Genomic DNA, 25,270 nt, shown 5'->3' with positions numbered 1-25,270 from the left:
AGTCCATGGCATCAAGGGCAATCTATCCGGCGGCAGCCGCTCTGGTGGTTGCGCTGTCGTTCGCCGCGTCGTCTCCGGTCGGCGCGCAATATTGCGAAGGCACGGTGCACGGCCTGTCCAGGCACTACGATCTGGATACCGGCAGCGGGTTTCTCGCCGTGCGCGCACGGCCGCACTCGTCGTCGCGCATGATCGGGCAATTGTTCAACGGCGACCACACGGAGATTTTCGACCGCCGCGGCAACTGGTACCAGGTCGAAATCGGCGGACGGACCGGCTGGGCCAACGCCCACTGGCTGCGCAACGACTGCGGTTACTGAGACCAACGATTGCGGTTGGTGAGACGTTTGGGCGCAGGCTGACGGCCACTTTTGCAACCATATTGGCTGCTTTGCGTTGCGGCCATCATGGATAACAAACCTTTTGAAACCCCGGTCGTGGTCGAACTCGGCCATGTCGGCAAATATCGCCAGATCCGCAGCACCCAGGAAGCGGCGGAGTGTCTGATGACGGTGTGGCCGCTCAATCGCGGCCCGCGCCATCGTGATGCTCTCGACACTTGCCTCAAAGTGCTGGAAGGTTATCGTTCGACGGCCGATGCACGCAGGGCTTTGATCGAAGCGGCCAAGGAATCGGAAGTGCTGGTTCCCGAAGACCGGCTGCCAGACGCCAAGTTGCATTGAAGCCCAGATAGCATTGAATAACGGGCCGCATTGAGCGGACGGACGAACCGGAGGATTTCATGGCGAAGCTGACTTACAAGATCGTCGAGCATGACGGGGGCTGGGCCTACAAGGTCGGTTCGACATTCTCGGAGACATTCCCGACCCACCAGGATGCGCTGCGCGCCGCCGAGATCGCCTCGGCCGAACAGCAGATCGCCGGCGCCACGGACGGCATTCAGTATGAGGATGCCGAAGGCAAGTGGCACGACGAACTGGCCGACGGCCGCGACCGGCCGCAGACCGAAGTTTCCGACTGATCCTTGCCCCTCAGCTTTCGCTGCCGGCCATGGATGCTCGCCTAAGCAATTCCCTTGGGAATTGCGTGTCAAAACAAACAGGCGGGACATCCTGCCGGTCAGTCGAAGCCGCGGCTTGATCACTTGCCGCAATATTGATCGTTCACGTTGGGCCTCACATTTCCATAGGGTCCTGACGGGTCGGAGGCGCACGGCCCCGTAGCGCCGCCATAGCCTTGGCTGCCGTCGGCATTGATGCTGCCGGTGGTGCTCTGGTCGACGGTCGATGACTGCTCGTTCCCGAACGGCCACCAGCTGTGATGGTTGGAATACGTGCTGTCCGATGACTGCGCCATCGCCGATGTGGCAAGACCGATCGTCAGCACGGATGCTGCAAAAACTTTCCTGTACATTGAATTACTCCGTATCCGCCGCCTTGGGTGCGACACGGGGTAAAACCGGATATCAGCCGAATGGTTCAGTGAAATTGTTGTGAGGCTGTGGTGAGGTCTTGGCCGGCGAATGTCCGCTCGGCAATGCGCTTGATGAAGGCGATGACGCGGTCCGGCTCGACGAATTGCGGCATGTGGCCGAGGCCTTCGACCGTCTCGAAATCGAGCCCTTCGATCCTGTCCTTCATCGGCTCCCCATGTATGCGCATGGCGATGACGCGATCGGCTGTCCCGAAGAAAATGCCGGCCGGCATGGCGATCTCTTCATAGCGCTCTTCGATGCGGCCAAGATCCTGTTCGACCGCTACGAAATCGGTGGAGGTTGCATGGAAATGGCTTGGCCTCAGCCCGAGCCATCCGCCGCCATCGATCATGTAGTCGGCGGGAACGGCCTGCGGCGCGAAGATGAACTCCAGTGTCTGCCGCGCATATCTGAGGCTTGTCGGTATCGCGACGGTGTAGGCCATGATCCAGCGCCAAAGCCGCGAACGGATATAGAGCAGGCCCGCTTTCTCGCGGGCGCCGGCTTCCAGATGCGTCAGCGGCGCCAGCAAAGCGATGCCGGAAATCGCGCCGGGATGCTCCAAGGCCAGGGTCAGCGCGACGGCGCCCGCCAGCGAGTGCCCGACCACGAGCGGCCTTTCCAGCCCGAGTGTTTCGATGAAGCGCCTGATGATCTCGACCTGTTCAGGCAGACGGCCGGTGGCTCCTCGCGCGCGAACAGAATAGCCCGATCCCGGCCGGTCGAGTGCAATGAGGCGGTAGCCAGGGCCAAAGCGCTCAAACAGCGTGTGGCGAAACTGGTGGAGCTGCGCGCCAAGTCCGTGCACGAACAGGATCGGCCGTCCCTCGCCCGTTTCGACATAATGGATGCGGCTGCCGTCGATCTCGACGAAGTTTCCGCTGGCCGGCACCAGCCTTTCGGCCTTGGCGGCAATCCAGAGCGTAGCGGCCACCAGACAGGCCACGATGACGAGAGCCAGCACGGACAGGCCGGCGACAAGCCAAAGCAGAATCGATACCAGCATGTTTTCACCCGGGAAGCGGACCGGCGCGCACCATCACCCACTGACGAACGCTCGGCAAGGCAGATGGCGGCTTGTGTCGGCATTGCCGCCAGTTCGATGGCGCGCTATCTCAGGCGACCTTCTTTCTGCCTCAGGCGACCTTGTCTGCCAACGGGCCTGTTTGCCGGAGCCTTCCATGCCTGAAATCGTCACTGCCGCCATGCTTGTCATCGGCGACGAGATTCTGTCCGGCCGCACCAAGGATAAAAATATCGGCCACCTCGCCGACATCATGACGGCCATCGGCATCGACCTGAAGGAAGTGCGCATCGTTCCCGACGAGGAGGACGAGATTGTCGCTGCGGTGAATGCCGTACGCGCCCGCTACACCTATGTCTTTACCACCGGTGGCATCGGCCCGACGCATGACGACATCACCGCCGATTCCGTTTCCAAGGCTTTTGGGGTGCCGTGCGAATACGACGCCAAGGCCTATGCCATGCTGGGCGAGAGCTATGCCGCGCGCGGCATCGAATACACCGAGGCCCGCAAGCGCATGGCGCGCATGCCGCGCGGCGCCGACCATATCGACAATCCGGTCTCCGTCGCGCCCGGCTTTCGCATCGGCAACGTCCATGTCATGGCCGGCGTGCCGGCGATTTTCCAGGCCATGCTCGACAATGTCGTGCCGACGCTGAAGGCCGGCACCAAGATGCTGTCGGCCACCGTCCATTGCCCGTTCGGCGAAGGCCTGATCGGCGGTCCCCTGGGCGACATCCAGAAGGCGCATCCCGACACCATCATCGGCTCCTATCCGAAATATGGCGACGGCAAATTCTGGACGGAGCTGGTGGTCCGCGCCCGCAGCCAGGAGGCGCTGGATTCGGCACGCAAGGACGTCGAGGCGATGGTGGCCGGCTTCACCGCCGCCAATTGACCCTGGGTTCGCGGACCATCGCCGGGCCGGAACCAAGCACCGCACTCCCACGTTTTCCCTCGGGCGCAGCACGCGCTGGCAGATTTGAGGGATTTCGCATGCGCTTCAAGACCATCGTCGCCATATTGCAGAACGAACAGGACGCCGAACGCGTGCTCGACTGCGCCATCCCGCTTGCCGACCGGTTCGAGAGCCATCTCATCGGCATCCATGCCGAAGCGCTGCCCGTTCCCTACACCTCGGCAACCGGCTTCCCCGACACCGAGTTCCTGCAGGTCTCCGCCGACATGAACCGCGAGCGCGCCGAGAAATTGCAGGCGCTTTTCGTTCGGCAGATCGAGAATTCCGGCCTGTCCTTCGAATGGCGCAGCCTCGAGAGCTTTTCCGGCGACAGCGCGCTGACGGGTATTTCCAGCGTGCGCGCCGCCGATCTGATCATTGCCGCGCAGCGCGAGACCGGGGGCGACACGAGCGCCGATGTCGACACGCTGGTTTACGATGCCGGCCGGCCAGTGCTGGTGGTGCCGCATGAGGGGCCATTGGTCACCACATTCAAACATGTGCTGCTGGCCTGGAACGGCAGCAAGGAGGCGGCGCGTGCCGCCTTCGACGCGCTGCCCTTCATCATCGAGGCCGAAAAGACCGACATTCTGGTCATCGATCCGCCGGATACGCTGGATGACAACCCGGAAGCCGCCGGCGCCGAGATCGCCGCAGCACTCTCCAGGCATGGCGCAACGGTCAGCGTGTCGGTGCAGAAATCGGGCAACGCCTCGGTCGATGACGTCATCCAGACCCGGATCGCCGAGACCGGAGCCGACCTTCTGGTGCTCGGCGCCTACAGCCATTCCTGGCTGCGTCAGCTTTTGTTCGGCGGCGTCACGCGCACCGTGTTGCGCAGCGTGCCGGTGGCGGCCTTTTTGTCGCGTTAACTCCACAGACTGGCCCCGCCCTTGCCAATGCCCTGACTTTCCAGTTAATTCCGCGCGCATTCCACAATGTTGCGCGCGGAGTGCAGAATGTCCCTTCCCGAAAAAGCCTTTCCGGTCTCCTGGGACCAGTTCCACCGCGATGCCCGGGCGCTCGCCTGGCGGCTTGCCGGCGCCAACAAGGGTCAGTGGAAGGCCATCGTCTGCATCACCCGTGGCGGCCTGGTTCCCGCTGCCATCATCTCGCGCGAACTCGGCATACGCGTCATCGAGACGGTCTGCGTCGCCTCCTATCACGACTACACCAGCCAGGGGCAGTTGCAGGTGCTGAAGGAGATCACGCCGGCGCTGCTCGCCGATGATGGCGCGGGCGTGCTGATCATCGACGACCTCACCGACACCGGCAAGACCGCAGGCATCGTGCGCGCCATGATGCCCAAGGCGCATTTCGCCACTGTCTACGCCAAGCCGAAAGGCAGGCCGCTGGTCGACACCTTTATCACCGAAGTCAGCCAGGACACCTGGATCTACTTTCCCTGGGACATGGGTTTCACCTACCAGAAGCCGATCGCCGACGATCACGCCGGCTGATTCGCGCCAGCCCCATTTCTGCCCAGACGGCCAAACCCGCCCCGTTTGCTATGAAAACAGGCAATGGAAGGCACATTATTCTGTCGAATCGACGCCTGTTGGCGGATTGGACGGTTGGTGTGATGTTTTTTACTTTTAAGACTTACACTTGTCGGTAAGATTCATACGGCGGCTAACGATTCTGAGGGCTGGGGTAGCTTTCACTGATGCTGACGACACCGGCGACACACGACCATCTGGCTGAAAGGGTCCGCAAGCTCTTCGGCACTTCGCCTTGTCGCCTGCAGGTTGCCGCTTTGCCATGGCGCAATAACGAAGACGGCGTCGAGATCATGCTGATCACCAGCCGAGACACCGGGCGTTGGGTGCTGCCGAAGGGCTGGCCCGAGGCCAGGGAGCCGCTCTGCGAGGCAGCGGCGCGCGAGGCGGGCGAGGAAGCCGGATTGCGTGGCAAGATTTCGCTTTTCGAGGCCGGTCGTTACTTCTACGCCAAGGCCCTAGCGTCCGGCGAGGAAGTGCCTTGCGAAGTGCTGGTGTTTCCGCTGCAGGTCGAGCACGTTGCCGACCGCTGGAAGGAAAAGCGCGCGCGCACCCGCAAATGGGTCAATGGGGCCGAGGCCGTACGCATGGTCAACGAACCGGACCTCTGCCAGATCATCGCCCATTTCTGCGCCGATCCCGACAAGTTCGTCGTTAGAGCGTAGCTCACAGCCACCGCTGCATAGTCCTGCGCGCCCGCACCGGTTCTTGCCCCGATTCCGGGCTTGGTGCTTCGCTCCGCGCGCCAGCAATCCGACACTATAAATCCCTCCCCTTCAGGCCAAGCTTAGCCACAGCTTGACATGCAGGCTTTTACCTGCATATTGTGTCTTCAAGATGAGTGAGACCAATGGACGCCGACAAGGTTTTCAAAGCGCTGGGCGACCCGACCCGCAGAATGCTGCTCGATCTTCTGTGTGAGAAGAACGGCCAGACGCTCGGCGAACTTTGCGAAAATCTCGACATGGCGAGGCAATCCGCCACGCAGCACATCGATCTGCTGGAAGCGGCCAATCTGATCAGCACGGTCAAGCGTGGCCGCGAGAAACTGCATTTCATCAACCCCGTGCCGCTGCACGAAGTCTACGAGCGGTGGGTGCGAAAATTCGAACGGCAGCGGCTGAGCCTGCTGCACGACCTGAAACAAGAACTCGAAGGAGACGACCAATGACCCGGGAAACCACCAGTTTTGTCTACGTGACCTACATCAGATCGACGCCACAAAAGGTGTTCGAAGCCATCACCAGGCCCGATATCGCCAAGCGCTACTGGGGCCACGAGAACGTCTCCGACTGGAAGCCCGGCTCGAAATGGGAACATATTCGCGCCAATGAGGAGCGCTCTATCGAACTCGTCGGCAAGGTGGTCGAAATCTCGCCGCCAACCCGCCTGGTGATGAGCTGGGCCAACGCTTCGCAGGCCGACGATCCCACCAAGCATAGCCGGGTGACGTTCGCCATCGAGGAATACGACACCATGGTCAAGCTGACCGTCAGCCATGACGAGCTCGAAGCCGGCAGCGGCATGGCCAAGGGCATCAGCCAAGGTTGGCCGGCCGTGCTGTCCAGCATGAAATCCTTCCTCGAAACCGGCACAGGCATCGACCTGTTCGCCAAGCCGAAATCGGCCTGAAGCAACCGCGGAGAACGATGATGACCAGGCACTTTACCGGCGGCTGCGCCTGCGGCGCGATCCGCTATGAGGCCAGCGGCGAGCCGATCTTTCAGAACCACTGCCAATGCCTCGATTGCCAAAAGCGCAGCGGTACTGGCCATTGTTCCTATGTGACCTTCGGCCGGCGCGCTGACGTAAAGATCACCGGCGAGCCGAGCACGTGGCGGATGATCGCCGACAGCGGCAATGAAAAAGCCCAGGCCTTTTGCCCGACCTGCGGCACGCCGGTCTACGTAACGTTCGTCGCCATGCCGGAGGTGACGGCTATCCAAGCCACGAGCCTCGATGATCCCGGCCAGTTCGACCCGCAGGCGGTCACCTACACCGTGCGCGGCCACGCCTGGGACACGATCGACCCAGCGCTTCAGCCATTCGAGCGAATGCCTGGATGAACCAGGCAGAGCCCTATCCCTCGGATAGGGCTCTGCGTTCAGCTCAGATCACCAGGCCCTTGGTCAGTTCCAGCGCCTGCCGCTCGAACAGGCGGCGGTAGATGCCGCCCTTCAGCCGGATCAGCTCGTCATGCGAGCCTTCCTCGACGATCTTGCCACGGTCGAACACGAGCAGCCTGTCCAGCGCCCGCACCGTCGACAGACGGTGCGCAATGACCAGCGTCGTGCGGCCAACCATCAGCCACTCCATCGCCTGCTGGATCAGCACTTCCGATTCCGAATCGAGGCTCGATGTCGCCTCGTCCAGGATCAGGATGCGCGCATCCGCCAGGAAGGCGCGCGCGATCGCCACCCGCTGGCGCTCGCCGCCCGACAGTTTCACGCCGCGTTCACCGACCAGCGTGCCGTAGCCCTTCGGCAGGCCGGTGATGAAGTCGTGCGCGCTGGCGAGCTTGGCGGCATGCTCGATCTCGGCCTGCGTGGCGTCCGGACGGGCATAGGCGATGTTTTCCGCCAGCGAGCGGTGGAACAGGATGGGCTCCTGCTGGACGATGGCAATCTGCGCGCGCAGCGACGCCTGTGCAACCTGGGAGATGTCTTGGCCATCGATCAGGATCCTGCCGCCGCTGACATCATAGAGACGCTGGATCAGCTTCACGAAGGTCGTCTTGCCCGAGCCGGAATGGCCGACCAGTCCGACCCGCTCGCCCGCCGCTATCTCCAACGAAAAGTCGCGGTAGAGCGGCAAGCGATGGCTACCATAGTGGAAGGTGACGTTATCGAAGGCGATGTGGCCATGCGTGATCCGGATCGGCTTGGCGCCGGGCCGGTCCTCGATGCCGAGCGGTTGCGACTGGAAATCGACCAGTTCCTCCATATCGTTGACCGAACGCTGCAAATTGCGGATATGCGTGCCGATGTCCCTGAGGTAGCCCTGCAGCACGAAGAACGAGGTCAGCACGAAGGCGACATCGCCCGCACTTGCCTGGCCCCAGGCCCACAGCATCAGCGACAGGCCGATTACTGCCGTCCGCAGCACCAGCAGCATGGCGCCTTGCGTCGTGCCGTTGATGGTGCCGCGCACCCAGGTGCGGCTGGTCCGCGCGCGCCATTTGGCGACGACCTTGGCAAGCCGCGCTTCCTCGCGCGTCTCGGCGCCGAAACCCTTGACCACGGCATTGCAGCTCAGGGCATCGGCAAGCGAGCCGCCAAGCCGCGTATCCCAGCTGTTGGCGAGCCGTGCCGCGGGCGCGACGTAGCCGAGCGACAGCAGCGCCGTCACGGTGATGAACAGCAGCGAGCCGACTGCCACGACCAGCCCCATCAGCGGCCAGAACCAGCCGAGCAGCAACGTCGAGCCGACCAGCATGGCGACCGACGGCAGCAACGCAATCAGGATGGTGTCGTTGAGCAGGTCGAGAGCCCACATGCCGCGCGTAACCTTGCGCACCGTCGATCCGGCAAAGCTGTTGGCGTGCCAGTCGGTTGAGAAGCGCTGCACGCGATAGAACGCGTCGGCGGCGATGTCGGCCATCATCTTCAGCGTCAGTTCGACAATGCCCATGAAGGCGAGGTTGCGCAGCACCACGCCGGTCAGCGCCAAAGCGATGAGCGCGAAGAACGCCGCCATTGCCGCGTTCCACGCGACATCGTCAGCCAACGCACTGCTGGCGACGGCGTCGACCAGCCGGCCGGAATAGAGCGGCGTCAAGACGTCGGCCAGGGTCGACAGCAGGAAGCTGCCCATGATCAGCGAAAGCCGCCACGGCTGGCGCCGCCAGTGGCTGAGCGTGAAGCCAAGAACGCTGCGAAAGGCGCTTGCACGCAGATCGATTCGAAAACGAGTCATGATGTCATCCGGGCGCAAATCTGCCCGGTCCCGGTAAGGTCTGAAAATTGAAAACCGCGCTGGGCAATTCGCCCGGGGCTGCGGAGGTTCGGCATAGGTGGCGGCGCGCCCGATTCGTCGGGTGGCTACCGGCATCGGCAGAAGCCTGTACTCGACCCGGCATCGGCGCGAAGGACAAACCTTCGCCGGACGCCAGGTGAGACCTAGGCTTCGCGGCCTCGCATTACCATGTGAAATACTGCCATTCGGACCTCCCGCAAGACACTTGCGGAGCGGTCCTTATAGAGACGCCATGAAGGATCGCCAAGGCCGGGCACGTGGCAAAGCGTAACTGGTCCAACCAGTGAGGTTAATTTGCAACAACAGCCGGTCAACCCCCTCGCTATGCCTCATTCCGGGTTGCGATCGAGGCGCATGTAGCGGCCGTCGGTCGATGCCTTGAAGCCCAGCTTCTCATAAAGGCCATGCGCGTCACTGGTCGACAGGCTCCAGTGCGAGACCGTGCTGAGTTCAGGGTGGTCGATGAGCGCCCGCACCAGTTGCGTGCCAATGCCTTGGCCACGATGCTGCGGCCAGATGATGATGTCGGCGAGATAGGCAAACACCGTACGGTCGGTGATGGCCCGGCCAAAACCGACTTGGTTCCCATCGATATAGGCCGCGGTGCAGAACGAGTTGGCAAAGGCGCGGCGATGAAAGTCATCGCTGCGGCCGGCGCCCCAATAACTCGCCATCAACAGATCGGAGGTCGCCCGGAAATCGATCCGTGACATGTCGAAGCTGATTTCACAGTCGGGCATGGTGCCTCGCAAAGAATGGAGGGCGGCCGAATTTCGGTCCGGCCCGTGGTTTGGTTACCGACCTGGCGCGCTTACGGCACCACGAGATAGGCCTTCTGGTCGGCGATCGCGATGGTCACGTCGGTGCCGGAATTGAACTCGACGAAATCGAGCTCCATCCCGTCGCTGAAGATTACGCCGCCCCTGCTCTGCCGCGAAGAAACCACCAGCGGCCGGTCGCGGGTGATGACGCCATGCACAAGCGACACGCCGGTCGTGTTGCTCGGAAACGGTTCGCGCACCGAAAAGAACAGCTGTTCGCCTTCGCGGTCATAGCCTTGCGGCGGCACGGTCGGCACGGAGTTGTCACCATAGGCCGCAGCCAGTCCCGCGGCGCCCGCCATCACCGAGCGTAGCCAGCCGGTAGAGCCGGCGCCCGTGGAGATGATAATGCCGCTCGACGACTGGCGCTCGGTCCTGCCGCCATAGGTCAATTCGTAGCGCGCCGAGACATGCGTCGAGGCGCCAACGAACAGATCGTTGAAGGCGATCAGCCGGCGTCCGTCATTGGAGCGCGCTTCGGCCATCACCACCGCCTGGCGCTTCGCCTTGCCGGCGATCGTCAGGCCGAGGACCTTTTCGGTATCGTCGGCATTCCACGGCAGCAGCACGCCGTCGAAAAGCGCCGGGTTCGGGTTGATGCCGATCAGCGGCTGGTACGGGAGGTACTTCGCGGTGTTGGACACCAGCCCGTCCTGACCGAGCGCGATCACCGCGTCGGAGCCGAATTCGAACTGCGGTACCAGTTCGCGGTCGAGCCGCAACTGTTTGAGGCCTTGGGGAAGCGAACCCATCACCCGGTCGAGCGCCTGGTGATAGACGTCATGCGCCGCCTTGACCGGGTCGAAATTCATGCCGGCCTGCCGGAGATAAAAGCGCGCCTGTCCCTGCGTGTTGAAGCGCGTCGTCAGCTCCTCCAGCTCGGTCTTGCGGGTGACGACGATCACCCGGTCGATCGGCCTGCCGCTCTGGTCGCTTGCCACCCGTGCTTGCCTTTCAGGACCCGGCTTTCGGCGTGGAAAGCTGGCTGAGCGCGCTGGTGAGCATGTCAGGCGTGATCGACAGATTGCCGACCGAACCGCCCTTTTCCGCCCAGGCCTTGAAAGCCATCGCCGTCAGCACGTGCGCCGGCGCCGACGAATAGACGGTGAGTTCGAGCTGTTGGGCCTTGGCTTGCGCCTCGGCAAGCGTCAGCTTGTTGCGCGCCTCGGTATCGACCAGCAGCTTGTTGCGTTCGGCAAGCTCGATTTCGGTCGCCAGCTCGCTCTGCTTGATCTCGCGCTCCTTCTCCACGCCCCAGGCACGGCGCCCATAGATCGCGGCATCGGCCTGGCGCTGCAGCGCCTCGCGATATTCGGTCTGGAGCGCCTTGCGGATCTCCGGCGTCGGCTGGACCGAGGTGATGTGAACCTCCTCGATCGACAGGCCGGCGGTCGCGGCAATCGGATCGTTGCGCAGCAGTTCGGCCAGATTGCCGCCGAGCTTGGTCACCTCGGCCAGCGCCTGTTCCAGCGTCATGCTCGAAACCACCGCGCGGGCGCGGCTCTGTATCGCCAGCACCAGGCGTTCGGCGATCTTCTCACGGCCGTCGCCGACGACGTCGGCACGGCTGAGCTTGGCGCTGAAGTCGAAGCCTTCGGCCGCCTTGAGCGGATCGACAATGCGGTAGCTGACGGAACCCTGGATCGCCAGATCCTGGAAATTCGCCGTCGTCTCGGTGAAGATGAAAGGGTTGTCGAGCGACGTCACCGGCACCATGGCGATGGTGGTGCCGAACGTCCCGTACCAGAAGGAGATGCCGCGCCCCTGCTCACGGACCTTGCCGTTCTTGAAGCGCAGGATGTGATACTCAGGCGTTCCCTTGAAATAGCTGATAAACATGCGGCCCCCCAAGGTTCATCAATTTGATCGATGCTTAACCGCGATCCCTGAAACGGTTGGTGATGGGATAGCGGCGGTCGCGGCCAAAATTCTTCCGGGTGATCTTCACGCCCGGCGCCGCTTGCCGGCGTTTGTATTCGGCAATGTAGAGCAAATGTTCGACGCGCGTCACCGTCGCCCGGTCATGGCCGCGCGCGACGATGTCGTCGACGCCCATCTCGTTCTCGACCAGGCATTCCAGAATGTCGTCCAGCACCGGATAGGGCGGCAGCGAATCCTGGTCGGTCTGGTTCTCGCGCAATTCCGCCGACGGCGCCTTGTCGATGATATTCCTGGGGATCACCTCGCCTGAGGGACCGAGCGCGCCCGGCGGCACATGGCTGTTGCGCCAGCGCGACAGCGCATAGACCTGCATCTTGTAGAGGTCTTTTATCGGGTTGAAGCCGCCATTCATGTCGCCATAAAGCGTGGCGTAGCCCACCGACATCTCGCTCTTGTTGCCCGTGGTGACGACCATCGAGCCGAACTTGTTGGAGATCGCCATCAGGATCGTGCCGCGCGCGCGGCTCTGTAGATTCTCTTCGGTGATGCCTTCCTTGGTGCCTTCAAAAAGCTGCGCCAGCGTGTGTAGGAAACCCTCGACCGGTTCGAAGATCGGCACGATGTCATAGCGGCAGCCAAGCGCACGGGCGCAATCCTCGGCATCCTTCAGCGAATCCTCCGAGGTATAACGGTAGGGCATCATCACCGCCCGCAGCCGCTCCTCGCCGAGCGCATCGACGGCCAATGCGGCGCAGATCGCCGAATCGATGCCGCCGGAGAGACCCAGCACGACGTTCTTGAAGCCGTTCTTGTTGACGTAGTCGCGCAGGCCGAGCATGCAGGCGCGGTAGTCCGCCTCCTCGCTCTCGGGGATTTTCGACATCGGCCCTTCCGAGCAGACCCAGCCGTCGAACTCTTCTGCGTTTTGCGCGCCTGCGGCGACGCGGTTGCGCTTCCAGGTGGTGACGTCGACAGTTTCCTCGAACTGGCTCATCTGGAAGGCGAGCGTCTTGTCGGCGCCGATGGCAAAAGAGGCGCCGTCGAAGATCAGCTCATCCTGGCCGCCGATCTGATTGGCATAGATCATCGGCAAACCGGTCTCGATGACCTGGCGGATAACGACCTGATGGCGCACGTCCATCTTGGCGCGGTAGTAGGGCGAGCCGTTCGGCACCAGCAGGATTTCCGCGCCGCTCTCGGCCAGGGTTTCACAGATCCCGACGTCGCCCCAGATGTCCTCGCAGATCGGAATTCCGATGCGCACACCGCGGAAGTTGACGGGTCCCTGAGCCTCGGGGCCGGCCTGGAAGACGCGCTTCTCGTCGAACTCGCCATAGTTTGGCAAATCGAGCTTGTAGCGCTCGGCGAGGATCTTGCCGCCATCGGCGACGATGATCGAATTGTGGGTGCCGCTCTTGCGCTTCAACGGCGTGCCGATGATGACGCCCGGCCCGCCGTCGGCGGTATCTCCGGCGAAGTCCTGAGCGGCCTTCTCGCAAACCTTGAGGAAGGCCGGCTTCAGCACCAGGTCCTCCGGCGGGTAACCGGCAAGGAAAAGCTCGGTGTAGAGCACGATGTCGGCGCCCTGGCGGGCGGCATCGGCCCTGGCCTCGCGCGCCTTGGCGAGGTTGCCGGCGACATCGCCGACCGTCGGGTTGAGCTGGGCAACGGCGATGCGCAGAATATCGGGTGCGGTCTTCTGGGTCATCTGTGCGGTTTAGCGCGGCAAATTTGCCCGGGCAATGGCGTTCGTTTGGACCAATTCGGTGATCAGTCATCGCCCATATATTCGCGCAGCGATTGCGGCGAATGGTTCTCTCCGATCGACATCGCCAGAATGCGCGAGATGTGCCGGCGCGGCAGGCCGGTTTCCTGCGCCCATTTGTTGATCTGCGCCTGAATCCTGTCGAGATCCCTCTTCGACGTCGGACTTTCGGCGATGTCGAGGCCGGCGTCACGCAAAGCCGCGACCATATCGGCCGAGATGACGAAGGCGTCCCATTGCAGCCAGCGCAGGAAATACTGGCCGGTGTTGCCGCCAAGCCGGCTGCCATGCTTGCCGAGATACGCCATCAGCCCGACCTGGTCGTCGTCAGGCCACTCCGCGAGGAATTTGCCGAAACCGCCATGTTCCTTCGACACACGCTCAACGAAGGCGGCGTTGTCGCGGACGGATTTGATCTTCTGCGGGTTGCGCACAATGCGTTGATCAGCCGTAAGGTCGTGCCAGAAGTCATCAGGTTGAAACAACAGCCGTTTCGGCTGGAAATGGAGAAACGCGTCCTCGAACCCGGGCCATTTCTGTTCAATAACGCGCCAGACGAAGCCGGCGGCAAACACCCGCTCGGCCATTGTCGAGAGGATACGATCGTCCGTAATGTCAGCCACGGCGGCATTTTCAGGCGCCGGCCCGAGCAGCGAGGTCAGCACCGCGTCGCCGCCTTTGCGTTTTGCAGCACGGGCGCGAATCTTCGCGAAATCGGGCATCCTGCATCCTCGCGCCGCGCTTTTGACGAAACGCCATCTTCCTATATGCAAACGAGGCTGCCAAGCCGACGCTTTTCCTATGGAGACATCCATGCACAAGACCGTGCCAGAACTGGCCAACCGCTGGCTGAAGCGAACGCCGGAGGGCCTCAGCGAGCTCGAGCGGCGGGTGTTGCAGAGCACTGTCGACCGCAAGCCCATCTCGCAGGATATCAACGACAGCCTCACCGGCCTTCAGGGCGCCGGCGACCGGATCGCCGATGCCATTGCCCGCATCGGCGGCTCGTGGACGTTCATCCTGTCCTTCATTGCTTTCCTGGTGCTGTGGATCGGCGCCAATTGGTGGCTGCTCGGGCGAGACTCGTTCGACCCCTACCCCTTCATCTTCCTCAACCTGGTGCTGTCGATGATCGCCGCCTTGCAGGCGCCGGTGATCATGATGTCGCAGAACCGCCAGGCCGCGCGCGACCGCATCGACGCCGCGCATGACTATGAGGTCAACCTCAAGGCCGAGATCGAGATCATGGCTCTGCATGAAAAGCTGGACGAACTGCGCCACAGCCAGATCATCGGCGTGCGCGAGGACATGGCGCGCCTGGCCGAACAGGTGAACCGCATAGACGAAAAACTGTCGGGCCGGCAAACCTCTCAATGACCGGGATCGTCCATCACCTCATCGAGCAATATGGGTTGATCGCGGTTTTCCTGGGCTGTGTCGCCGAAGGCGAAAGTGCGGCCATCCTCGGCGGCTTCTTCGCCCATCAGCATGTCTTCATCCTCTGGAAGGCTTTCCTCGCGGCCGCCATTGGCGCCTTCGTCGGCGACACGTTTTTCTTCATTCTCGGCCGCAGCTTTGCCGACCATCCCAGGGTGCTGAAACTGAAGGCGAGGCCCGGCTTCAACCACGCCTACCGTCTCGTCTCGTCCCATCCCAACATATTCGTCCTGTCCAACCGCTACATCTATGGCCTGCGCCTGGTCGGCGGCATCGCGGCCGGTTTCGCCAGCATTTCGGTAGCGCGCTTCGTTATCCTCAACGCGGTGTCGTCGCTGGTCTGGGCGGCTTTGTTCTGCGGCATCGGCTACGTCTTCGGTCTCGGCGCCGAGCAGATGATAGGCAAGGCTCACGAACGGCTGCTGATCGCGCTTGCCATAGGTCTGGGTGTCGCCATCCTTGCCTGGCTCATCGCCCGCACCGTCGTCGGCAAGGAGCGCGCCAAGGACGCCCGCGACAGCGAAACGACATCGTAAGGTTCGGTCGTCGTCCTCGACCAGAGCCCGGTCGCCGCGATCGAGGATCAGCGGGATGATGAGATCTTCCTCGTCGGCCAGATGCCGCTTCAGCATGGCGACCAGCCGGCTGTTCTCGTCCGCATAGGCGTCGGCGGCGAAGCGCTGCCTGTCCTCGCTCTCCTCGAGCGTGCGGATGAAGGCGTTCGCCGTCTCGGCGTTGCGCTCCAGCCCCTCATGAATGGTGTGATGGTCGGCATCGAGGATTTCGAAGCCGCGCTTCAGGCGCGGCTCCGCCTTGGCGAAAGCCGGGAAATATTGGTAGTCCTCGACATTGTGGTGGCCGTCGAGATTGCCGAGAAAGTGGTTCAGCCGCGGCGCGAACCAGCGCGCGAAATCCGGCGCCGTCAGCCTGCCTTCGCGATAGTCGCCAATGCCGTTGGTGAGCATGCCGCCCAGCTCTCGGAACATGTCGTGCCGCTGCAGCCACATGTTTGCCATGCCGTGGATGTTGGCGTGGCCCTGCCATGTCTCGCGCGGATATTTTTCCGCCAGCCAGCGCAGGTCTTCCGGCAGGCCGGCTCTTTCAAGCAGCAGAAAATTGGCTTCCACGACGTCAGTCTCCTTTGGTGACTAACATATGGGAGCGTTCAGATCAGATCGGTAGTCCCGTGATGCGCTCGATGAGGGCGATTCCCCAGACGCCGGCGACGATAATAACCGAAATCAGCACCGCCAGCGAGCCGCAGTCCTTGGCGAGCTGGATGTCGACGTTGAACTCGCGACTGAAGGCATCGCAGGCTGCCTCGATGCCGGTGTTCAGCACTTCGACCATGATGAGCAGCAGCACCGCGCCGATCAACAGCGCGTAGCCGCGCCACGAGACCGAGACGAACCAGCCGAGCGGCAGCGCCAGCACCAGCAGCATCAGTTCCTGCTGAAATGCCCTTTCGCTGGCGGCGAGCTTGCGAAAGGCTCGCACAGAATTGAAGTAAGCACCGATCAGCCGCTGCATGCCGCATCCCCTTCGAATCACCGGCAGGGGATATCGCAATGGCTGGATCAAGGGAATAAGGCAGCCGCCGCAAAATCACTCCTCCGCAACCTTGATCGGCGGCGTCGACTTCTCGAACTGCGGCAGTCCATCGTCGATCGTATAGTAATCGCCCTTGTCGCCGACAAAGATGTGGCATTGGCCTTCGAGCCCGGTCGGGTTGTCGAACGATCCGGCCAGAACCGAGACATAGGCATCCTGACCCGGCTTCCAGAACAGCACCGAGCCGCAGATCTTGCAAAAGCCGCGCTTGGCAAAGGAAGACGATTCGTACCAGCTGATGTTGTCGGCGCCGGTTATCGTGATGTCGCCGTCGGCGACGTTGGTCGCGGCGTAAAAATGCCCGCTCTGCTTGCGGCACTGCGAACAGTGGCAATAAATGACTCCGCGCAACGGCCCTCGCGTCTGGAAACGCACGGCTCCACACAGGCAAGATCCGCTGTGGTTGTTGCTCATCCCTGCCTCCACCAGCCATCGTTCACGGCTTCGCCGCTGGCCGAGAGGATTTCAGTTTTGCCGCAGCCGGGCACCGGCAAATGCGACATGGGGTGGGCGTGTTCGGACCTGACCTCAGGATCTTTGCAAACCATTTCTGCAGCCTGCGGTAGAACGGACGCGTTACCTGGCGGCACATTAAGGAAACTTTAGCGCCGGCGCATCTATGGTCGTTGCCAAGCGAATGTCGCGATTGGGGACGTGTCTTTCGCAGGATGATCCGAAATACGGCTGGCACTCTCCGGTCGGCGGCATCTCGCACGGTCTGCGATGGTTCCCAGAGGCAGAGTGAACAGAACATGCAGCCGGCAGCCGTCCAGACCGACCGAAACAGCGACATTGCAACAGCCGTTGTGGCGACCATGCGTCAGCTCGGTGTGCTTGGCCTGCCGCGCAATTACGAAATCTTCTACGAAGCACTGAAAGGCACCAACCGCGAACTCGGCCTGGCCGTCGTCGCGCTCGGCAACCAGCCGACGCAGGACGATCTCGACCGCATCGGCCGCGCTTTCTTTGCACAGCATCACGGTCCCGGCATTGTCGAGCAGGCGCGCGACGTGCTGGCCAGGGAACTCGAGGACATCGCCTTGCTGCTGCGCAGCGAACGTAGCCATATCGAGAAATACGGCAAGATCCTCGATGAGACATCGAGTGGCCTCGCCAACCGCAGCCTGCTTTCGCAGGATCTGCTGCAGAAGGTCGCCAGCGCCATGGCGGCGGCCACCAACTCGACCCTCGACCACGGCAAGCAGGTTGCAACCACGCTGAGCGACAAGACGGCGGAACTGGAGAGCGTCAAGTCGAAGCTTGAGGAGTACAAGCGGCTCGCCGACACCGACCCCTTGACCCATATCTGGAACCGCCGCGCCTTCGACAAGCAAATCACGGCGATTTACACCTCCAACAAGGGGATCCTGTTCAACGCCCTGATCCTTGCCGACATCGACCATTTCAAGGGTGTCAACGATCGCTACGGCCACCCGGTCGGCGACAAGATCATCCAGATCGTCGCTGAAATCTTCCAGACCAGCATCCGTGAAGACATGTTCGTTGCCCGCACCGGCGGCGAGGAATTCGCGCTGATCGTCGAGGGCGCCAGCGAGGATACCACTTACGAGATCGCCGAACGCATCCGCGTGCTGATCGAACAGACGCCGTTCACCAGCAGCCAGACCGGCGCCAATTACGGCACGGTGACCGTTTCCATGGGCATCTGCATGGCTTCCGAAGCGGAAAGCCCGGAGGATCTTTACACCAAGGCGGACCGGGCGCTCTACCGCTCCAAGGTTGGCGGGCGCAACCGCGTCACCCGGCACTCGACAATGGCCGGCCGCACCGGCAAGAACTGGCTGCTATACAAGAAAGACTGACGCTTCGGCGTGCAGCCAATTCCCGGGCACAGGCAAATTTATCGGATCCCGCCTCTTTCCATATGAATTTCAGTGGACTATATTTTCCATGGAAAGAGAGAGGCCATGTCTGTTACACAACCCAATGCCGCCCCTGATCTCACCGCGACGGCGGCCGAAAACGCGGTTCTGACCAAGGCCACGCTGCGCGCCGCCGAACTCTTGGATATAACCGCCAGGGTGCTTGCGTCGATCATCGGCGTCTCGGAAGCCACGGTTTCACGCATGCGCAGGCAGGAATTCCTGCTGGAGCGCGGCACCAAGCCGTTCGAACTCGCGGTGCTGTTCGTGCGGCTGTTCCGTTCGCTCGATGCCATTGTCGGCGGTGACGAGACGATAGCCCGGGCATGGCTGAAGAACGCCAACACGGCTTTCGATGGCAGCCCGCTTGAAAAGATCCTCACCATTACCGGGCTTGTCGATGTCATTGCCTATCTGGACTCCCGACGCGCTCTCGTCTGAAGCCGTCCGGCTCGACGGCAAATACTGGCGCATGGTCGAGGCGCAGCACCGCGTCTCGACGCTGAAGATCGTCGACACGCTGGACGAACAGGCGCTGCTCGAGGATCTGATCGAGGAGACCAAGCCGCAGATCCCCATGGAATGCCGGCATCTCCACTATCTCTTGGCGACGCCCTTCCGCTACGGCTCGATCTATCCCTACGGCTCGCGCTTCCGCCGCGCCGGCCGCACCCTGGGCGTCTACTATGCGGCGGAGACGATCATGACGGCGGTCGCCGAAATGGCCTTCTACCGCCTGCTGTTCTTCGCCGATTCGCCCGACACGCCATGGCCGCGCGACGCCGCCGAATACACCGCCTTCGCCGCTGCGATCCGTACCGACAATGCCATCGACCTGACGCGGCCGCCGCTCGACCGCGATCGGGCCCATTGGACGCATCCGACCGACTATGCCGCCAGCCAGGCGATTGCCGATGTCGCGCGTGAGGCTGGGCTGGAGGCGATCCGTTACCGTTCGGCGCGCGACCCGAAGGGCGTCAATGTGGCGCTGCTGACATGCCGCGGCTTTACCAAGGCCAAGCCGCTGGAGCCGCACACATGGCGCATCCGGCTAGGCTCCCTCGGCGTCCAGGGGATCTGCGAATTTCCGGAAAGGCGCATCGAGTTTTCCAGAACCGCCTTCGCCAATGATCCCCGGCTCAACGGATTGCGCTGGGAACGCGGGCGTTGATCAAACGAAAAAGCGCCGGATTTCTCTGGCGCTTATCATTTCAATTCTGAAAACGGGTTCAGCCGTTAGCCACCTGCTTGTGCTGCACCGGATGGCTCTTCTTCAAGAGATCCGACACCAGGAACGCCAGCTCGATCGCCTGGTCGGCGTTGAGGCGCGGGTCGCAATGGGTGTGATAGCGGTCCTGCAGCTCCTCGGCGGTGATGGCGCGGGCGCCGCCGGTGCATTCGGTGACGTTCTTGCCGGTCATCTCGACATGGATGCCGCCGGGGTGCGTGCCTTCGGCGCGATGCACCTCGAAGAAGGTCTGCACTTCCTTGAGGATGCGGTCGAACGGCCGCGTCTTGTAGCCGGCAGCCTCGATCGTATTGCCGTGCATCGGGTCGGACGACCACACGACGCTGCGACCTTCCTTCTGCACCGCGCGCACCAACTTCGGCAGATGGTCGGCGACCTTGTCGGAGCCGAAGCGGGCGATCAGCGTCAGCCGGCCCGGCTCGTTCTCCGGATTGAGCAGGTCGATGAGCTCCAGCAGGCCGTCAGTCGTCAGCGACGGGCCGCATTTGAGGCCGAGCGGGTTCTTGATGCCGCGGCAATATTCGACATGCGCATGGTCGGGCTGTCGGGTGCGGTCGCCGATCCAGATCATGTGGCCCGACGTTGCGTACCAGTCGCCGGAGGTCGAATCGACGCGGGTCAGCGCCTCTTCATAGCCGAGCAGCAGCGCCTCGTGACTGGTGTAAAAGTCGGTCTCGCGCAGCGCGTAGTTGGTCTCCGAGGTGATGCCGACGGCCTTCATGAAGTCCATCGTCTCGGTGATGCGGTTGGCGAGCATGCCATACTTCTCGCCTTGCGGGCTGTCGGAGACGAAGCCCAGCATCCAGCGATGCACATTCTCCAGGCTGGCGTAGCCGCCTTGGGCGAAGGCACGCAGCAGGTTAAGCGTCGCCGCCGACTGGCGGTAGGCCATTTCCTGGCGGGCCGGGTCGGGAATACGCGACTTGGGGTCGAACTCGATGCCGTTGATGATGTCGCCACGGTAGCTTGGCAGCGTCACCTCGCCCTTGGTCTCATTGTCGGACGAGCGCGGCTTGGCGAACTGGCCGGCGACACGGCCGACCTTCACCACCGGCTGCGCGCCGGCAAAGGTCAGCACCACCGACATCTGCAGGAAGACGCGGAAGAAGTCGCGGATGTTGTCGGCGCCATGTTCGGCGAAACTCTCGGCGCAATCGCCGCCCTGCAGAAGGAATGCGTCGCCGGCAGCGACAGCCGCAAGCTGCTTCTTCAGCTTGCGCGCCTCACCGGCAAAAACCAGCGGCGGAAAGGTGGCGAGCTGGGCTTCCGTGTTCTTCAGCGCGGCGAGGTCCGGATAGGCAGGAACCTGCTTGATCGGCTTTGCTCTCCAAGAATTCGGCGACCATTTCGTCATCGCTGCACCCAAACGCTCTTTCCAGCAGGCTTTTGCCCGCCATTCCCGCCCCATATGGGGATGGCGGCTCCATACACGAAGCCGATTTTCTATTCTAGACCGGAATTCAAGCGCTGGCGAATGATGGGGAGCTCCATGCCGCGACCCACTTTGGCTTCTTATCTTCGCGACGGCTGTGCAATATCCCTTGGTGCCAGAATCGATCCTCACCGATGTAGTCGCGCCGGTCATCGTCCGCTGCGCAACAATTCTCCATGGAGTTCCTATGTCCGTGTCCGCCTACCTTGACCGCGTGCGCCGCGAGCAAGGCCTGTTTACGATCGAAGAGGTTGTTGGCCTGTCCGAGCGCGGCAACGTGATCTACGACCCCTACTCCACGCTGATTTCCGCAGGCGCCGTCATCGGGCGAGGCAACGTCTTCTTCCCCGGCGTCTACCTGTTCTGCACCGACGGTGGCGCGCTGGAGATCGGCGACGCCAACATTTTCCACGCCAACACACTGTTCGAAGCATCCGCCGGCGCAATCCGCGTCGGCTCACGCAACCAGTTTGGCGAAGGCGGTTTTACTGCAAAGGCCAACAGGCCGGGAGCCTCGATCGTGATCGGCGATCAAGGCCGCTATCTCAACGGCGCGGCGGTGTTCGGTGAGACGGTGCTCGGTTCGGGCAGCCAGCTTCTCGGCGCGATCACCGTCGACAGTTGCCGGCTGGAACCGGGCGGCAGTTTTCGTGAGTCCGACCCCGACCGCCGGGCCGGATTGCTGAAAGGCGCCGGCGCCGCGCGCGGCTTCACCGTGCCTGCCGGGCACGTCATCGTCGGCGCCGGCACGTTCTCGGCATCCGACCTGCAGTTGCAGTCGAATTTCCATCCGAAAGTCTAGGTGGCCACCAGCCGCGCCAACTGCGTCATGACGACAGCCGAGCCCGCCAGGCGCTTTTCCGCCGTCGGCCAGTCGCGGATGAAGACCACGCTGTGGTCGGCCCTGATCTTGGCCAGCGAGCCCTGTTCGCCGATGTACTTGACCAGCCCGACCGGGTTCGAAAACTCGCGCTTGCGGAAGTGGATGACGACGCCCTTGGGGCCGGCATCGAGCTTTTCGACATTGGCCCTCCGGCAGAGTGCCTTGATGAAGACGATCTTGAGCAGATGCTTCACTTCCTCCGGCAGCGGGCCGAAGCGGTCGATCAGCTCGGCGCCGAAAGCATCGATCTCCTCGGTGCTTTCGAGATCGCCAAGGCGGCGGTAGAGCGCCAGCCTGAGCTGCAGGTCCGGCACATAGCTTTCCGGGATCATGACCGCCGTGCCCACCGCGATCTGCGGCGACCAGCCGCCATCCTGCACCTCACCGGAATCCTTCACCTCGGCCACCGCCTCCTCCAGCATCTGCTGGTAGAGCTCAAAGCCGACCTCCTTGATGTGTCCGGATTGTTCTTCGCCGAGTAGATTGCCGGCGCCCCTGATGTCGAGGTCGTGGCTGGCGAGCTGGAAGCCGGCGCCAAGCGTGTCCAGCGATTGCAGCACCTTCAGCCGGCGCTCGGCGGTGTCGGTGAGCTTGCGATTGGCCGGCAGCGTGAACAACGCATATGCCCGCACCTTGGAACGGCCGACGCGGCCGCGCAGCTGGTAGAGCTGCGACAGGCCGAACATATCGGCGCGATGGATGATCAGCGTGTTGGCGGTCGGAATGTCGAGCCCGGATTCGACGATGGTGGTCGACAACAGCACGTCGTACTGGCCGTCATAGAAGGCGTTCATGATGTCGTCGAGTTCGCCCGGCGGCATCTGGCCATGGGCCACCGCCACCTTCAGCTCGGGGACGGATTCGCGCAGGAAATCATGGATTTCGGCGAGATCGCTGATGCGCGGAACGACATAGAAGGAATGGCCGCCGCGGTAGCGTTCGCGCAGCAGCGTCTCGCGGATGACCAGCGGGTCGAAAGGCGAGATGAAGGTGCGCACCGCCATGCGGTCGACCGGCGGCGTGGCGATCAGCGACAGTTCGCGCACGCCGGTCAAGGCAAGCTGCAGCGTGCGCGGGATCGGCGTCGCCGACAGCGTCAGCACGTGGACGTCGGTCTTGAGGTCCTTCAGCCGTTCCTTGTGCTTGACGCCAAAATGCTGCTCCTCGTCGATGATCAGCAGGCCGAGATTCTTGAACGAGATCGCCGACCCGAGCAGTGCATGGGTGCCGATGACGATGTCGACCTGCCCCTCGGCGATGGCTTTCTTGGTTTCCGCCAGTTCCTTGGCGCCGACCAGCCGCGAGGCCTGGCCGACGCGGATCGGCAGGCCGGAGAAGCGCTGCGAAAAAGTCTTGAAATGCTGGCGCGACAACAGCGTCGTCGGCACCACGACCGCGACCTGGAACCCTTCCATCGCCGCGATGAAGGCGGCGCGCAACGCCACTTCGGTCTTGCCGAAGCCGACATCGCCGCAGATCAGCCGGTCCATCGGCTTGCCGGCGCCGAGATCGTCCACGACGGCATCGATCGCGCCCTGCTGGTCGTCGGTCTCCTCATAGGGAAAGCGCGCCGAGAATTCGCCGTAAAGCCCTTCCGCCGGCACCATGGGCGGCGCGGTACGCATCTGGCGCTCGGCGGCAATGCGGATCAACTGTCCGGCCATGTCGAGCAGGCGCTTCTTCAGCCGCGCCTTGCGCGACTGCCAGGCGCCGCCGCCGAGCTTGTCCAGCGTCGCCTCGGCTGTGTCAGAGCCGTAGCGCGACAGAAGCTCGATGTTTTCCACCGGCAGGAACAGCCGGTCGTCGCCGGCATAGTGGATTTCCAGGCAGTCATGCGGCGCGCCGACCGCCTCGATGGTGCGCAGGCCGATGAAGCGGCCAATGCCGTGATCGGCGTGGACGACGATGTCGCCGGCCGACAGCGACGAGGCCTCGGCGATGAAATCCGACGCGCGCTTCTTGCGCTTCGAGCGGCGGATCAGCCGGTCGCCCAGAATGTCCTGCTCGGCGACGACGACCAGCTGTTCGGTCTCGAAGCCGGATTCCAGCGGCAGCACGGCGAGTACCGCCTGCCCCGGCTCGAGCTTTTCCGCCTCGGCCAGCGTCGCCACCGGCACGAGATTGCCGAGATGGTGCTCGGCCAGGATCTGGCCCAACCGGTCGAGCGAGCCTTCGGTCCAGCCGGCGACGATGACCCGGCGGCGCGCCGCGCGCTCGTCAGCGATGTGTTTTACGACGACATCGAAGACGTTGATGTTTGGGTCAGCCCGTTCCTCGGCAAAACTGCGGCCATGGCGCGAGCCGCCATGGAAGACCTTCTTGGCCCCGACATCGGGCGCGTCGAAGGCGGTGAAGTCGATGGCTTCGCGCGGTCCGAGCGACGCCACGAGGTTTTCCGGTGAGAGATAGAGCAGGTCCGGCGCCACCGGCTTGTAGGGCACGGCGTCCTTCAACGCGGCGTCGGCCTGTTTGCGGCGCGCTTCGTAGTGGTCGAGGATTAGCGTGTGACGCTCAGCCAGCGCTTCGTGCGCCAGATGGTCGAAGATGACAGGCGCATCCGGCAGATAATCAAACACTGTCTCCAGCCGCTCGTAGAACAGCGGCAGCCAGTGCTCCATGCCGGCAAAGCGCCGCCCTTCGCTCACCGCCGCATAAAGGCCGTCGTCGCGCTGCGGCGCGCCAAAGGCTTCGATATAGGAGCGGCGGAAGCGGCTGATGGTTTCGGGGGTCAGCGCCACTTCACTCATCGCCTGCAGCGCCATCGACTTGCGCTGGCCGGTGGTGCGCTGCGTGGCGGCGTCGAAGACGCGGATCGATTCCAGCGTGTCGCCGAAGAAATCGAGCCGCAGTGCTTCCGTCCAGCCGGGTGCGTAGAGGTCGAGGATGCCGCCGCGCACGGCGAATTCGCCGATACCGCGCACCGTCGGCACTCGCTCGAAGCCGGAAATCTCCAGCCGGGACACCAGCGCGTTCATGTCGATTTGGTTGCCGGGCTTTGCGTGGAAAGTCTGCGCTTCGACCAGATCGGCCGGCGGAATGCGCTGCAGCAGCGCATTGGCAGTGGTCAGGATGACCGCGCGATGCGGCTTTTTTGCCAGCGCGATCATTGCCGTCAGGGCGTCGAGCCGCTTGGCGGCGGCATCGGAGCCTGGCGAAACGCGGTCATAGGGCAGGCAATCCCAGGCCGGCAACTCCAGCACCGGCAGGCCGGGGGCGGCAAAGGTCAGCGCCTCGATGATCGACGGCAGGCGCTGGCCGTCGCGCGCCACGAACAGCACCGGTTTGTCAGGCGCAATCTCATGGATCGCCTGCACCAGCGCAAAGGCTTCGTAGCCATCGGCAACGCCGTCGACGATGAACTGGCCGGCACGGCCTTTCGGCAGACCGATTTTGGGAATGAGGCTCATGGTTGCACGT

The 25,270-nt window shown here is 62.9% G+C and carries 28 protein-coding genes and 1 pseudogene; 16 read left to right on the top strand and 13 right to left on the bottom strand.

Features of this window, described 5'->3' with window-relative positions:
- The first annotated feature begins 5 nt into the window (after positions 1-5).
- From NKH35_RS05140 to NKH35_RS05130, 3 genes are all read left to right on the top strand, one after another.
- Positions 6-320 (top strand): SH3 domain-containing protein, encoded by a 315-nt coding sequence (locus tag NKH35_RS05140; RefSeq protein WP_352913614.1) that lies wholly within the window; start codon positions 6-8, stop codon positions 318-320.
- 84 nt (positions 321-404) lie between these two features.
- The gene (locus tag NKH35_RS05135; protein ID WP_032891817.1) at positions 405-683 is read left to right on the top strand and encodes a DUF982 domain-containing protein; all 279 of its coding nucleotides are present in this window, start codon (positions 405-407) and stop codon (positions 681-683) included.
- 59 nt (positions 684-742) lie between these two features.
- Entirely contained in the window at positions 743-982 is a 240-nt protein-coding gene (locus tag NKH35_RS05130) for a DUF2188 domain-containing protein (RefSeq protein ID WP_023667535.1), read from the top strand.
- A 119-nt stretch (positions 983-1,101) separates the two neighbouring features.
- Here NKH35_RS05130 and NKH35_RS05125 read toward each other — a convergent pair whose 3' ends face one another.
- Together NKH35_RS05125 and NKH35_RS05120 are read right to left on the bottom strand one after the other, a co-directional pair.
- Positions 1,102-1,374 carry a hypothetical protein gene (locus NKH35_RS05125; protein ID WP_023688343.1) on the bottom strand — a complete coding sequence of 91 codons (273 nt, stop codon included), beginning with the start codon at positions 1,372-1,374 and terminating at the stop codon, positions 1,102-1,104.
- A 65-nt stretch (positions 1,375-1,439) separates the two neighbouring features.
- On the bottom strand, positions 1,440-2,441 hold the full coding sequence (locus NKH35_RS05120) for an alpha/beta fold hydrolase (RefSeq protein ID WP_352757910.1): 1,002 nt from the start codon (positions 2,439-2,441) through the stop codon (positions 1,440-1,442).
- Positions 2,442-2,616: 175 nt separating this feature from the next.
- On the opposite strand from NKH35_RS05120, the gene NKH35_RS05115 reads away from it, so the two are divergent.
- The 7 genes from NKH35_RS05115 to NKH35_RS05085 all read left to right on the top strand — a co-directional run bounded on the left by NKH35_RS05115 (position 2,617) and on the right by NKH35_RS05085 (position 6,982).
- The gene (locus tag NKH35_RS05115) at positions 2,617-3,357 is read left to right on the top strand and encodes a competence/damage-inducible protein A (protein WP_023681539.1); all 741 of its coding nucleotides are present in this window, start codon (positions 2,617-2,619) and stop codon (positions 3,355-3,357) included.
- 98 nt (positions 3,358-3,455) lie between these two features.
- Positions 3,456-4,289: a universal stress protein gene (locus NKH35_RS05110; protein ID WP_023729831.1), complete on the top strand. Its 834-nt coding sequence runs from the start codon at positions 3,456-3,458 to the stop codon at positions 4,287-4,289.
- Positions 4,290-4,376: 87 nt separating this feature from the next.
- Positions 4,377-4,877: a xanthine phosphoribosyltransferase gene (gpt, locus tag NKH35_RS05105; RefSeq protein ID WP_023667540.1), complete on the top strand. Its 501-nt coding sequence runs from the start codon at positions 4,377-4,379 to the stop codon at positions 4,875-4,877.
- A gap of 206 nt (positions 4,878-5,083) precedes the next feature.
- The gene (locus NKH35_RS05100; protein WP_023667541.1) at positions 5,084-5,581 is read left to right on the top strand and encodes an NUDIX hydrolase; all 498 of its coding nucleotides are present in this window, start codon (positions 5,084-5,086) and stop codon (positions 5,579-5,581) included.
- Between the two features lie 185 nt (positions 5,582-5,766).
- Entirely contained in the window at positions 5,767-6,087 is a 321-nt protein-coding gene (locus NKH35_RS05095; protein WP_023681541.1) for an ArsR/SmtB family transcription factor, read from the top strand.
- Positions 6,084-6,548 (top strand): SRPBCC family protein, encoded by a 465-nt coding sequence (locus NKH35_RS05090; RefSeq protein WP_352913611.1) that lies wholly within the window; start codon positions 6,084-6,086, stop codon positions 6,546-6,548. Before NKH35_RS05095 ends, NKH35_RS05090 begins: the two co-directional genes overlap by 4 nt.
- 20 nt (positions 6,549-6,568) lie before the next feature.
- Positions 6,569-6,982: a GFA family protein gene (locus NKH35_RS05085; protein WP_023695410.1), complete on the top strand. Its 414-nt coding sequence runs from the start codon at positions 6,569-6,571 to the stop codon at positions 6,980-6,982.
- A gap of 43 nt (positions 6,983-7,025) precedes the next feature.
- Here NKH35_RS05085 and NKH35_RS05080 read toward each other — a convergent pair whose 3' ends face one another.
- From NKH35_RS05080 to NKH35_RS05055, 6 genes are all read right to left on the bottom strand, one after another.
- On the bottom strand, positions 7,026-8,831 hold the full coding sequence (locus NKH35_RS05080) for an ABC transporter ATP-binding protein (RefSeq protein ID WP_352913609.1): 1,806 nt from the start codon (positions 8,829-8,831) through the stop codon (positions 7,026-7,028).
- A gap of 389 nt (positions 8,832-9,220) precedes the next feature.
- The gene (locus NKH35_RS05075; RefSeq protein ID WP_023818165.1) at positions 9,221-9,631 is read right to left on the bottom strand and encodes a GNAT family N-acetyltransferase; all 411 of its coding nucleotides are present in this window, start codon (positions 9,629-9,631) and stop codon (positions 9,221-9,223) included.
- Between the two features lie 71 nt (positions 9,632-9,702).
- Positions 9,703-10,653 (bottom strand): diacylglycerol kinase catalytic domain-containing protein, encoded by a 951-nt coding sequence (locus NKH35_RS05070; RefSeq protein WP_027050400.1) that lies wholly within the window; start codon positions 10,651-10,653, stop codon positions 9,703-9,705.
- A 13-nt stretch (positions 10,654-10,666) separates the two neighbouring features.
- The gene (locus NKH35_RS05065; RefSeq protein WP_023691182.1) at positions 10,667-11,551 is read right to left on the bottom strand and encodes an SPFH domain-containing protein; all 885 of its coding nucleotides are present in this window, start codon (positions 11,549-11,551) and stop codon (positions 10,667-10,669) included.
- 34 nt (positions 11,552-11,585) lie between these two features.
- On the bottom strand, positions 11,586-13,301 hold the full coding sequence (locus tag NKH35_RS05060; RefSeq protein ID WP_023691181.1) for an NAD+ synthase: 1,716 nt from the start codon (positions 13,299-13,301) through the stop codon (positions 11,586-11,588).
- A 62-nt stretch (positions 13,302-13,363) separates the two neighbouring features.
- Positions 13,364-14,080 (bottom strand): DNA-3-methyladenine glycosylase I, encoded by a 717-nt coding sequence (locus tag NKH35_RS05055; protein WP_023691180.1) that lies wholly within the window; start codon positions 14,078-14,080, stop codon positions 13,364-13,366.
- A 91-nt stretch (positions 14,081-14,171) separates the two neighbouring features.
- Here NKH35_RS05055 and NKH35_RS05050 point away from each other — a divergent pair, with 91 nt between their 5' ends.
- Positions 14,172-14,735, top strand: coding sequence for a DUF1003 domain-containing protein (locus NKH35_RS05050; RefSeq protein WP_352913605.1), 564 nt, complete (start codon positions 14,172-14,174; stop codon positions 14,733-14,735).
- Complete coding sequence (locus NKH35_RS05045) at positions 14,732-15,331, top strand: DedA family protein (protein ID WP_352913747.1); 600 nt, start codon at positions 14,732-14,734, stop codon at positions 15,329-15,331. The genes NKH35_RS05050 and NKH35_RS05045 overlap by 4 nt, the downstream gene beginning before the upstream one ends.
- A 57-nt stretch (positions 15,332-15,388) precedes the next feature.
- Here the strand turns inward: NKH35_RS05045 and NKH35_RS05040 are convergent.
- From NKH35_RS05040 to NKH35_RS05030, 3 genes and pseudogenes are all read right to left on the bottom strand, one after another.
- A pseudogene (locus tag NKH35_RS05040) lies at positions 15,389-15,802 on the bottom strand (hemerythrin domain-containing protein); the annotation flags it as partial.
- A gap of 163 nt (positions 15,803-15,965) precedes the next feature.
- On the bottom strand, positions 15,966-16,325 hold the full coding sequence (locus NKH35_RS05035; protein ID WP_023681553.1) for a diacylglycerol kinase: 360 nt from the start codon (positions 16,323-16,325) through the stop codon (positions 15,966-15,968).
- Positions 16,326-16,400: 75 nt separating this feature from the next.
- Entirely contained in the window at positions 16,401-16,820 is a 420-nt protein-coding gene (locus NKH35_RS05030; protein WP_023681554.1) for a GFA family protein, read from the bottom strand.
- Positions 16,821-17,158: 338 nt separating this feature from the next.
- Between NKH35_RS05030 and NKH35_RS05025 the strand changes: the two genes are divergently transcribed.
- From NKH35_RS05025 to NKH35_RS05015, 3 genes are all read left to right on the top strand, one after another.
- Positions 17,159-18,229, top strand: a complete 1,071-nt coding sequence (locus NKH35_RS05025; RefSeq protein WP_023681555.1) for a GGDEF domain-containing protein — start codon at positions 17,159-17,161, stop codon at positions 18,227-18,229.
- Between the two features lie 105 nt (positions 18,230-18,334).
- Positions 18,335-18,730: an MbcA/ParS/Xre antitoxin family protein gene (locus NKH35_RS05020; RefSeq protein ID WP_023667557.1), complete on the top strand. Its 396-nt coding sequence runs from the start codon at positions 18,335-18,337 to the stop codon at positions 18,728-18,730.
- Positions 18,690-19,460: an RES family NAD+ phosphorylase gene (locus NKH35_RS05015; RefSeq protein WP_023688327.1), complete on the top strand. Its 771-nt coding sequence runs from the start codon at positions 18,690-18,692 to the stop codon at positions 19,458-19,460. The genes NKH35_RS05020 and NKH35_RS05015 overlap by 41 nt, the downstream gene beginning before the upstream one ends.
- 58 nt (positions 19,461-19,518) lie before the next feature.
- Here NKH35_RS05015 and NKH35_RS05010 read toward each other — a convergent pair whose 3' ends face one another.
- Positions 19,519-20,892: a class II 3-deoxy-7-phosphoheptulonate synthase gene (locus tag NKH35_RS05010; protein WP_023688326.1), complete on the bottom strand. Its 1,374-nt coding sequence runs from the start codon at positions 20,890-20,892 to the stop codon at positions 19,519-19,521.
- A 271-nt stretch (positions 20,893-21,163) separates the two neighbouring features.
- Between NKH35_RS05010 and NKH35_RS05005 the strand changes: the two genes are divergently transcribed.
- A complete protein-coding gene (locus tag NKH35_RS05005; RefSeq protein WP_196814070.1) occupies positions 21,164-21,772 on the top strand; it encodes a hypothetical protein in 609 nt (202 codons plus the stop codon).
- Here NKH35_RS05005 and mfd read toward each other — a convergent pair.
- The gene (mfd, locus tag NKH35_RS05000; RefSeq protein WP_023691172.1) at positions 21,769-25,260 is read right to left on the bottom strand and encodes a transcription-repair coupling factor; all 3,492 of its coding nucleotides are present in this window, start codon (positions 25,258-25,260) and stop codon (positions 21,769-21,771) included. The two genes, NKH35_RS05005 and mfd, sit on opposite strands and share 4 nt — an antisense overlap.
- Positions 25,261-25,270: the final 10 nt, after the last annotated feature.

The sequence above is a fragment of the Mesorhizobium sp. M1143 genome (assembly GCF_040318435.1).
Classification (GTDB): domain Bacteria; phylum Pseudomonadota; class Alphaproteobacteria; order Rhizobiales; family Rhizobiaceae; genus Mesorhizobium.
This window is presented reverse-complemented; position numbering and strand designations above follow the sequence as displayed.

Bases quoted from the DNA above. Each gene is read 5' to 3' on its own strand.
- NKH35_RS05140 (WP_352913614.1), top strand. From the start codon at position 6: ATGGCATCAAGGGCAATCTATCCGGCGGCAGCCGCTCTGGTGGTTGCG.
- NKH35_RS05130 (WP_023667535.1), top strand. From the start codon at position 743: ATGGCGAAGCTGACTTACAAGATCGTCGAGCATGACGGGGGCTGGGCC.
- NKH35_RS05125 (WP_023688343.1), bottom strand. From the start codon at position 1,374: ATGTACAGGAAAGTTTTTGCAGCATCCGTGCTGACGATCGGTCTTGCC.
- NKH35_RS05120 (WP_352757910.1), bottom strand. From the start codon at position 2,441: ATGCTGGTATCGATTCTGCTTTGGCTTGTCGCCGGCCTGTCCGTGCTG.
- NKH35_RS05115 (WP_023681539.1), top strand. From the start codon at position 2,617: ATGCCTGAAATCGTCACTGCCGCCATGCTTGTCATCGGCGACGAGATT.
- NKH35_RS05110 (WP_023729831.1), top strand. From the start codon at position 3,456: ATGCGCTTCAAGACCATCGTCGCCATATTGCAGAACGAACAGGACGCC.
- gpt (WP_023667540.1), top strand. From the start codon at position 4,377: ATGTCCCTTCCCGAAAAAGCCTTTCCGGTCTCCTGGGACCAGTTCCAC.
- NKH35_RS05100 (WP_023667541.1), top strand. From the start codon at position 5,084: ATGCTGACGACACCGGCGACACACGACCATCTGGCTGAAAGGGTCCGC.
- NKH35_RS05095 (WP_023681541.1), top strand. From the start codon at position 5,767: ATGGACGCCGACAAGGTTTTCAAAGCGCTGGGCGACCCGACCCGCAGA.
- NKH35_RS05090 (WP_352913611.1), top strand. From the start codon at position 6,084: ATGACCCGGGAAACCACCAGTTTTGTCTACGTGACCTACATCAGATCG.
- NKH35_RS05085 (WP_023695410.1), top strand. From the start codon at position 6,569: ATGACCAGGCACTTTACCGGCGGCTGCGCCTGCGGCGCGATCCGCTAT.
- NKH35_RS05080 (WP_352913609.1), bottom strand. From the start codon at position 8,831: ATGACTCGTTTTCGAATCGATCTGCGTGCAAGCGCCTTTCGCAGCGTT.
- NKH35_RS05075 (WP_023818165.1), bottom strand. From the start codon at position 9,631: ATGCCCGACTGTGAAATCAGCTTCGACATGTCACGGATCGATTTCCGG.
- NKH35_RS05065 (WP_023691182.1), bottom strand. From the start codon at position 11,551: ATGTTTATCAGCTATTTCAAGGGAACGCCTGAGTATCACATCCTGCGC.
- NKH35_RS05060 (WP_023691181.1), bottom strand. From the start codon at position 13,301: ATGACCCAGAAGACCGCACCCGATATTCTGCGCATCGCCGTTGCCCAG.
- NKH35_RS05055 (WP_023691180.1), bottom strand. From the start codon at position 14,080: ATGCCCGATTTCGCGAAGATTCGCGCCCGTGCTGCAAAACGCAAAGGC.
- NKH35_RS05050 (WP_352913605.1), top strand. From the start codon at position 14,172: ATGCACAAGACCGTGCCAGAACTGGCCAACCGCTGGCTGAAGCGAACG.
- NKH35_RS05045 (WP_352913747.1), top strand. From the start codon at position 14,732: ATGACCGGGATCGTCCATCACCTCATCGAGCAATATGGGTTGATCGCG.
- NKH35_RS05035 (WP_023681553.1), bottom strand. From the start codon at position 16,325: ATGCAGCGGCTGATCGGTGCTTACTTCAATTCTGTGCGAGCCTTTCGC.
- NKH35_RS05030 (WP_023681554.1), bottom strand. From the start codon at position 16,820: ATGAGCAACAACCACAGCGGATCTTGCCTGTGTGGAGCCGTGCGTTTC.
- NKH35_RS05025 (WP_023681555.1), top strand. From the start codon at position 17,159: ATGCAGCCGGCAGCCGTCCAGACCGACCGAAACAGCGACATTGCAACA.
- NKH35_RS05020 (WP_023667557.1), top strand. From the start codon at position 18,335: ATGTCTGTTACACAACCCAATGCCGCCCCTGATCTCACCGCGACGGCG.
- NKH35_RS05015 (WP_023688327.1), top strand. From the start codon at position 18,690: ATGTCATTGCCTATCTGGACTCCCGACGCGCTCTCGTCTGAAGCCGTC.
- NKH35_RS05010 (WP_023688326.1), bottom strand. From the start codon at position 20,892: ATGACGAAATGGTCGCCGAATTCTTGGAGAGCAAAGCCGATCAAGCAG.
- mfd (WP_023691172.1), bottom strand. From the start codon at position 25,260: ATGAGCCTCATTCCCAAAATCGGTCTGCCGAAAGGCCGTGCCGGCCAG.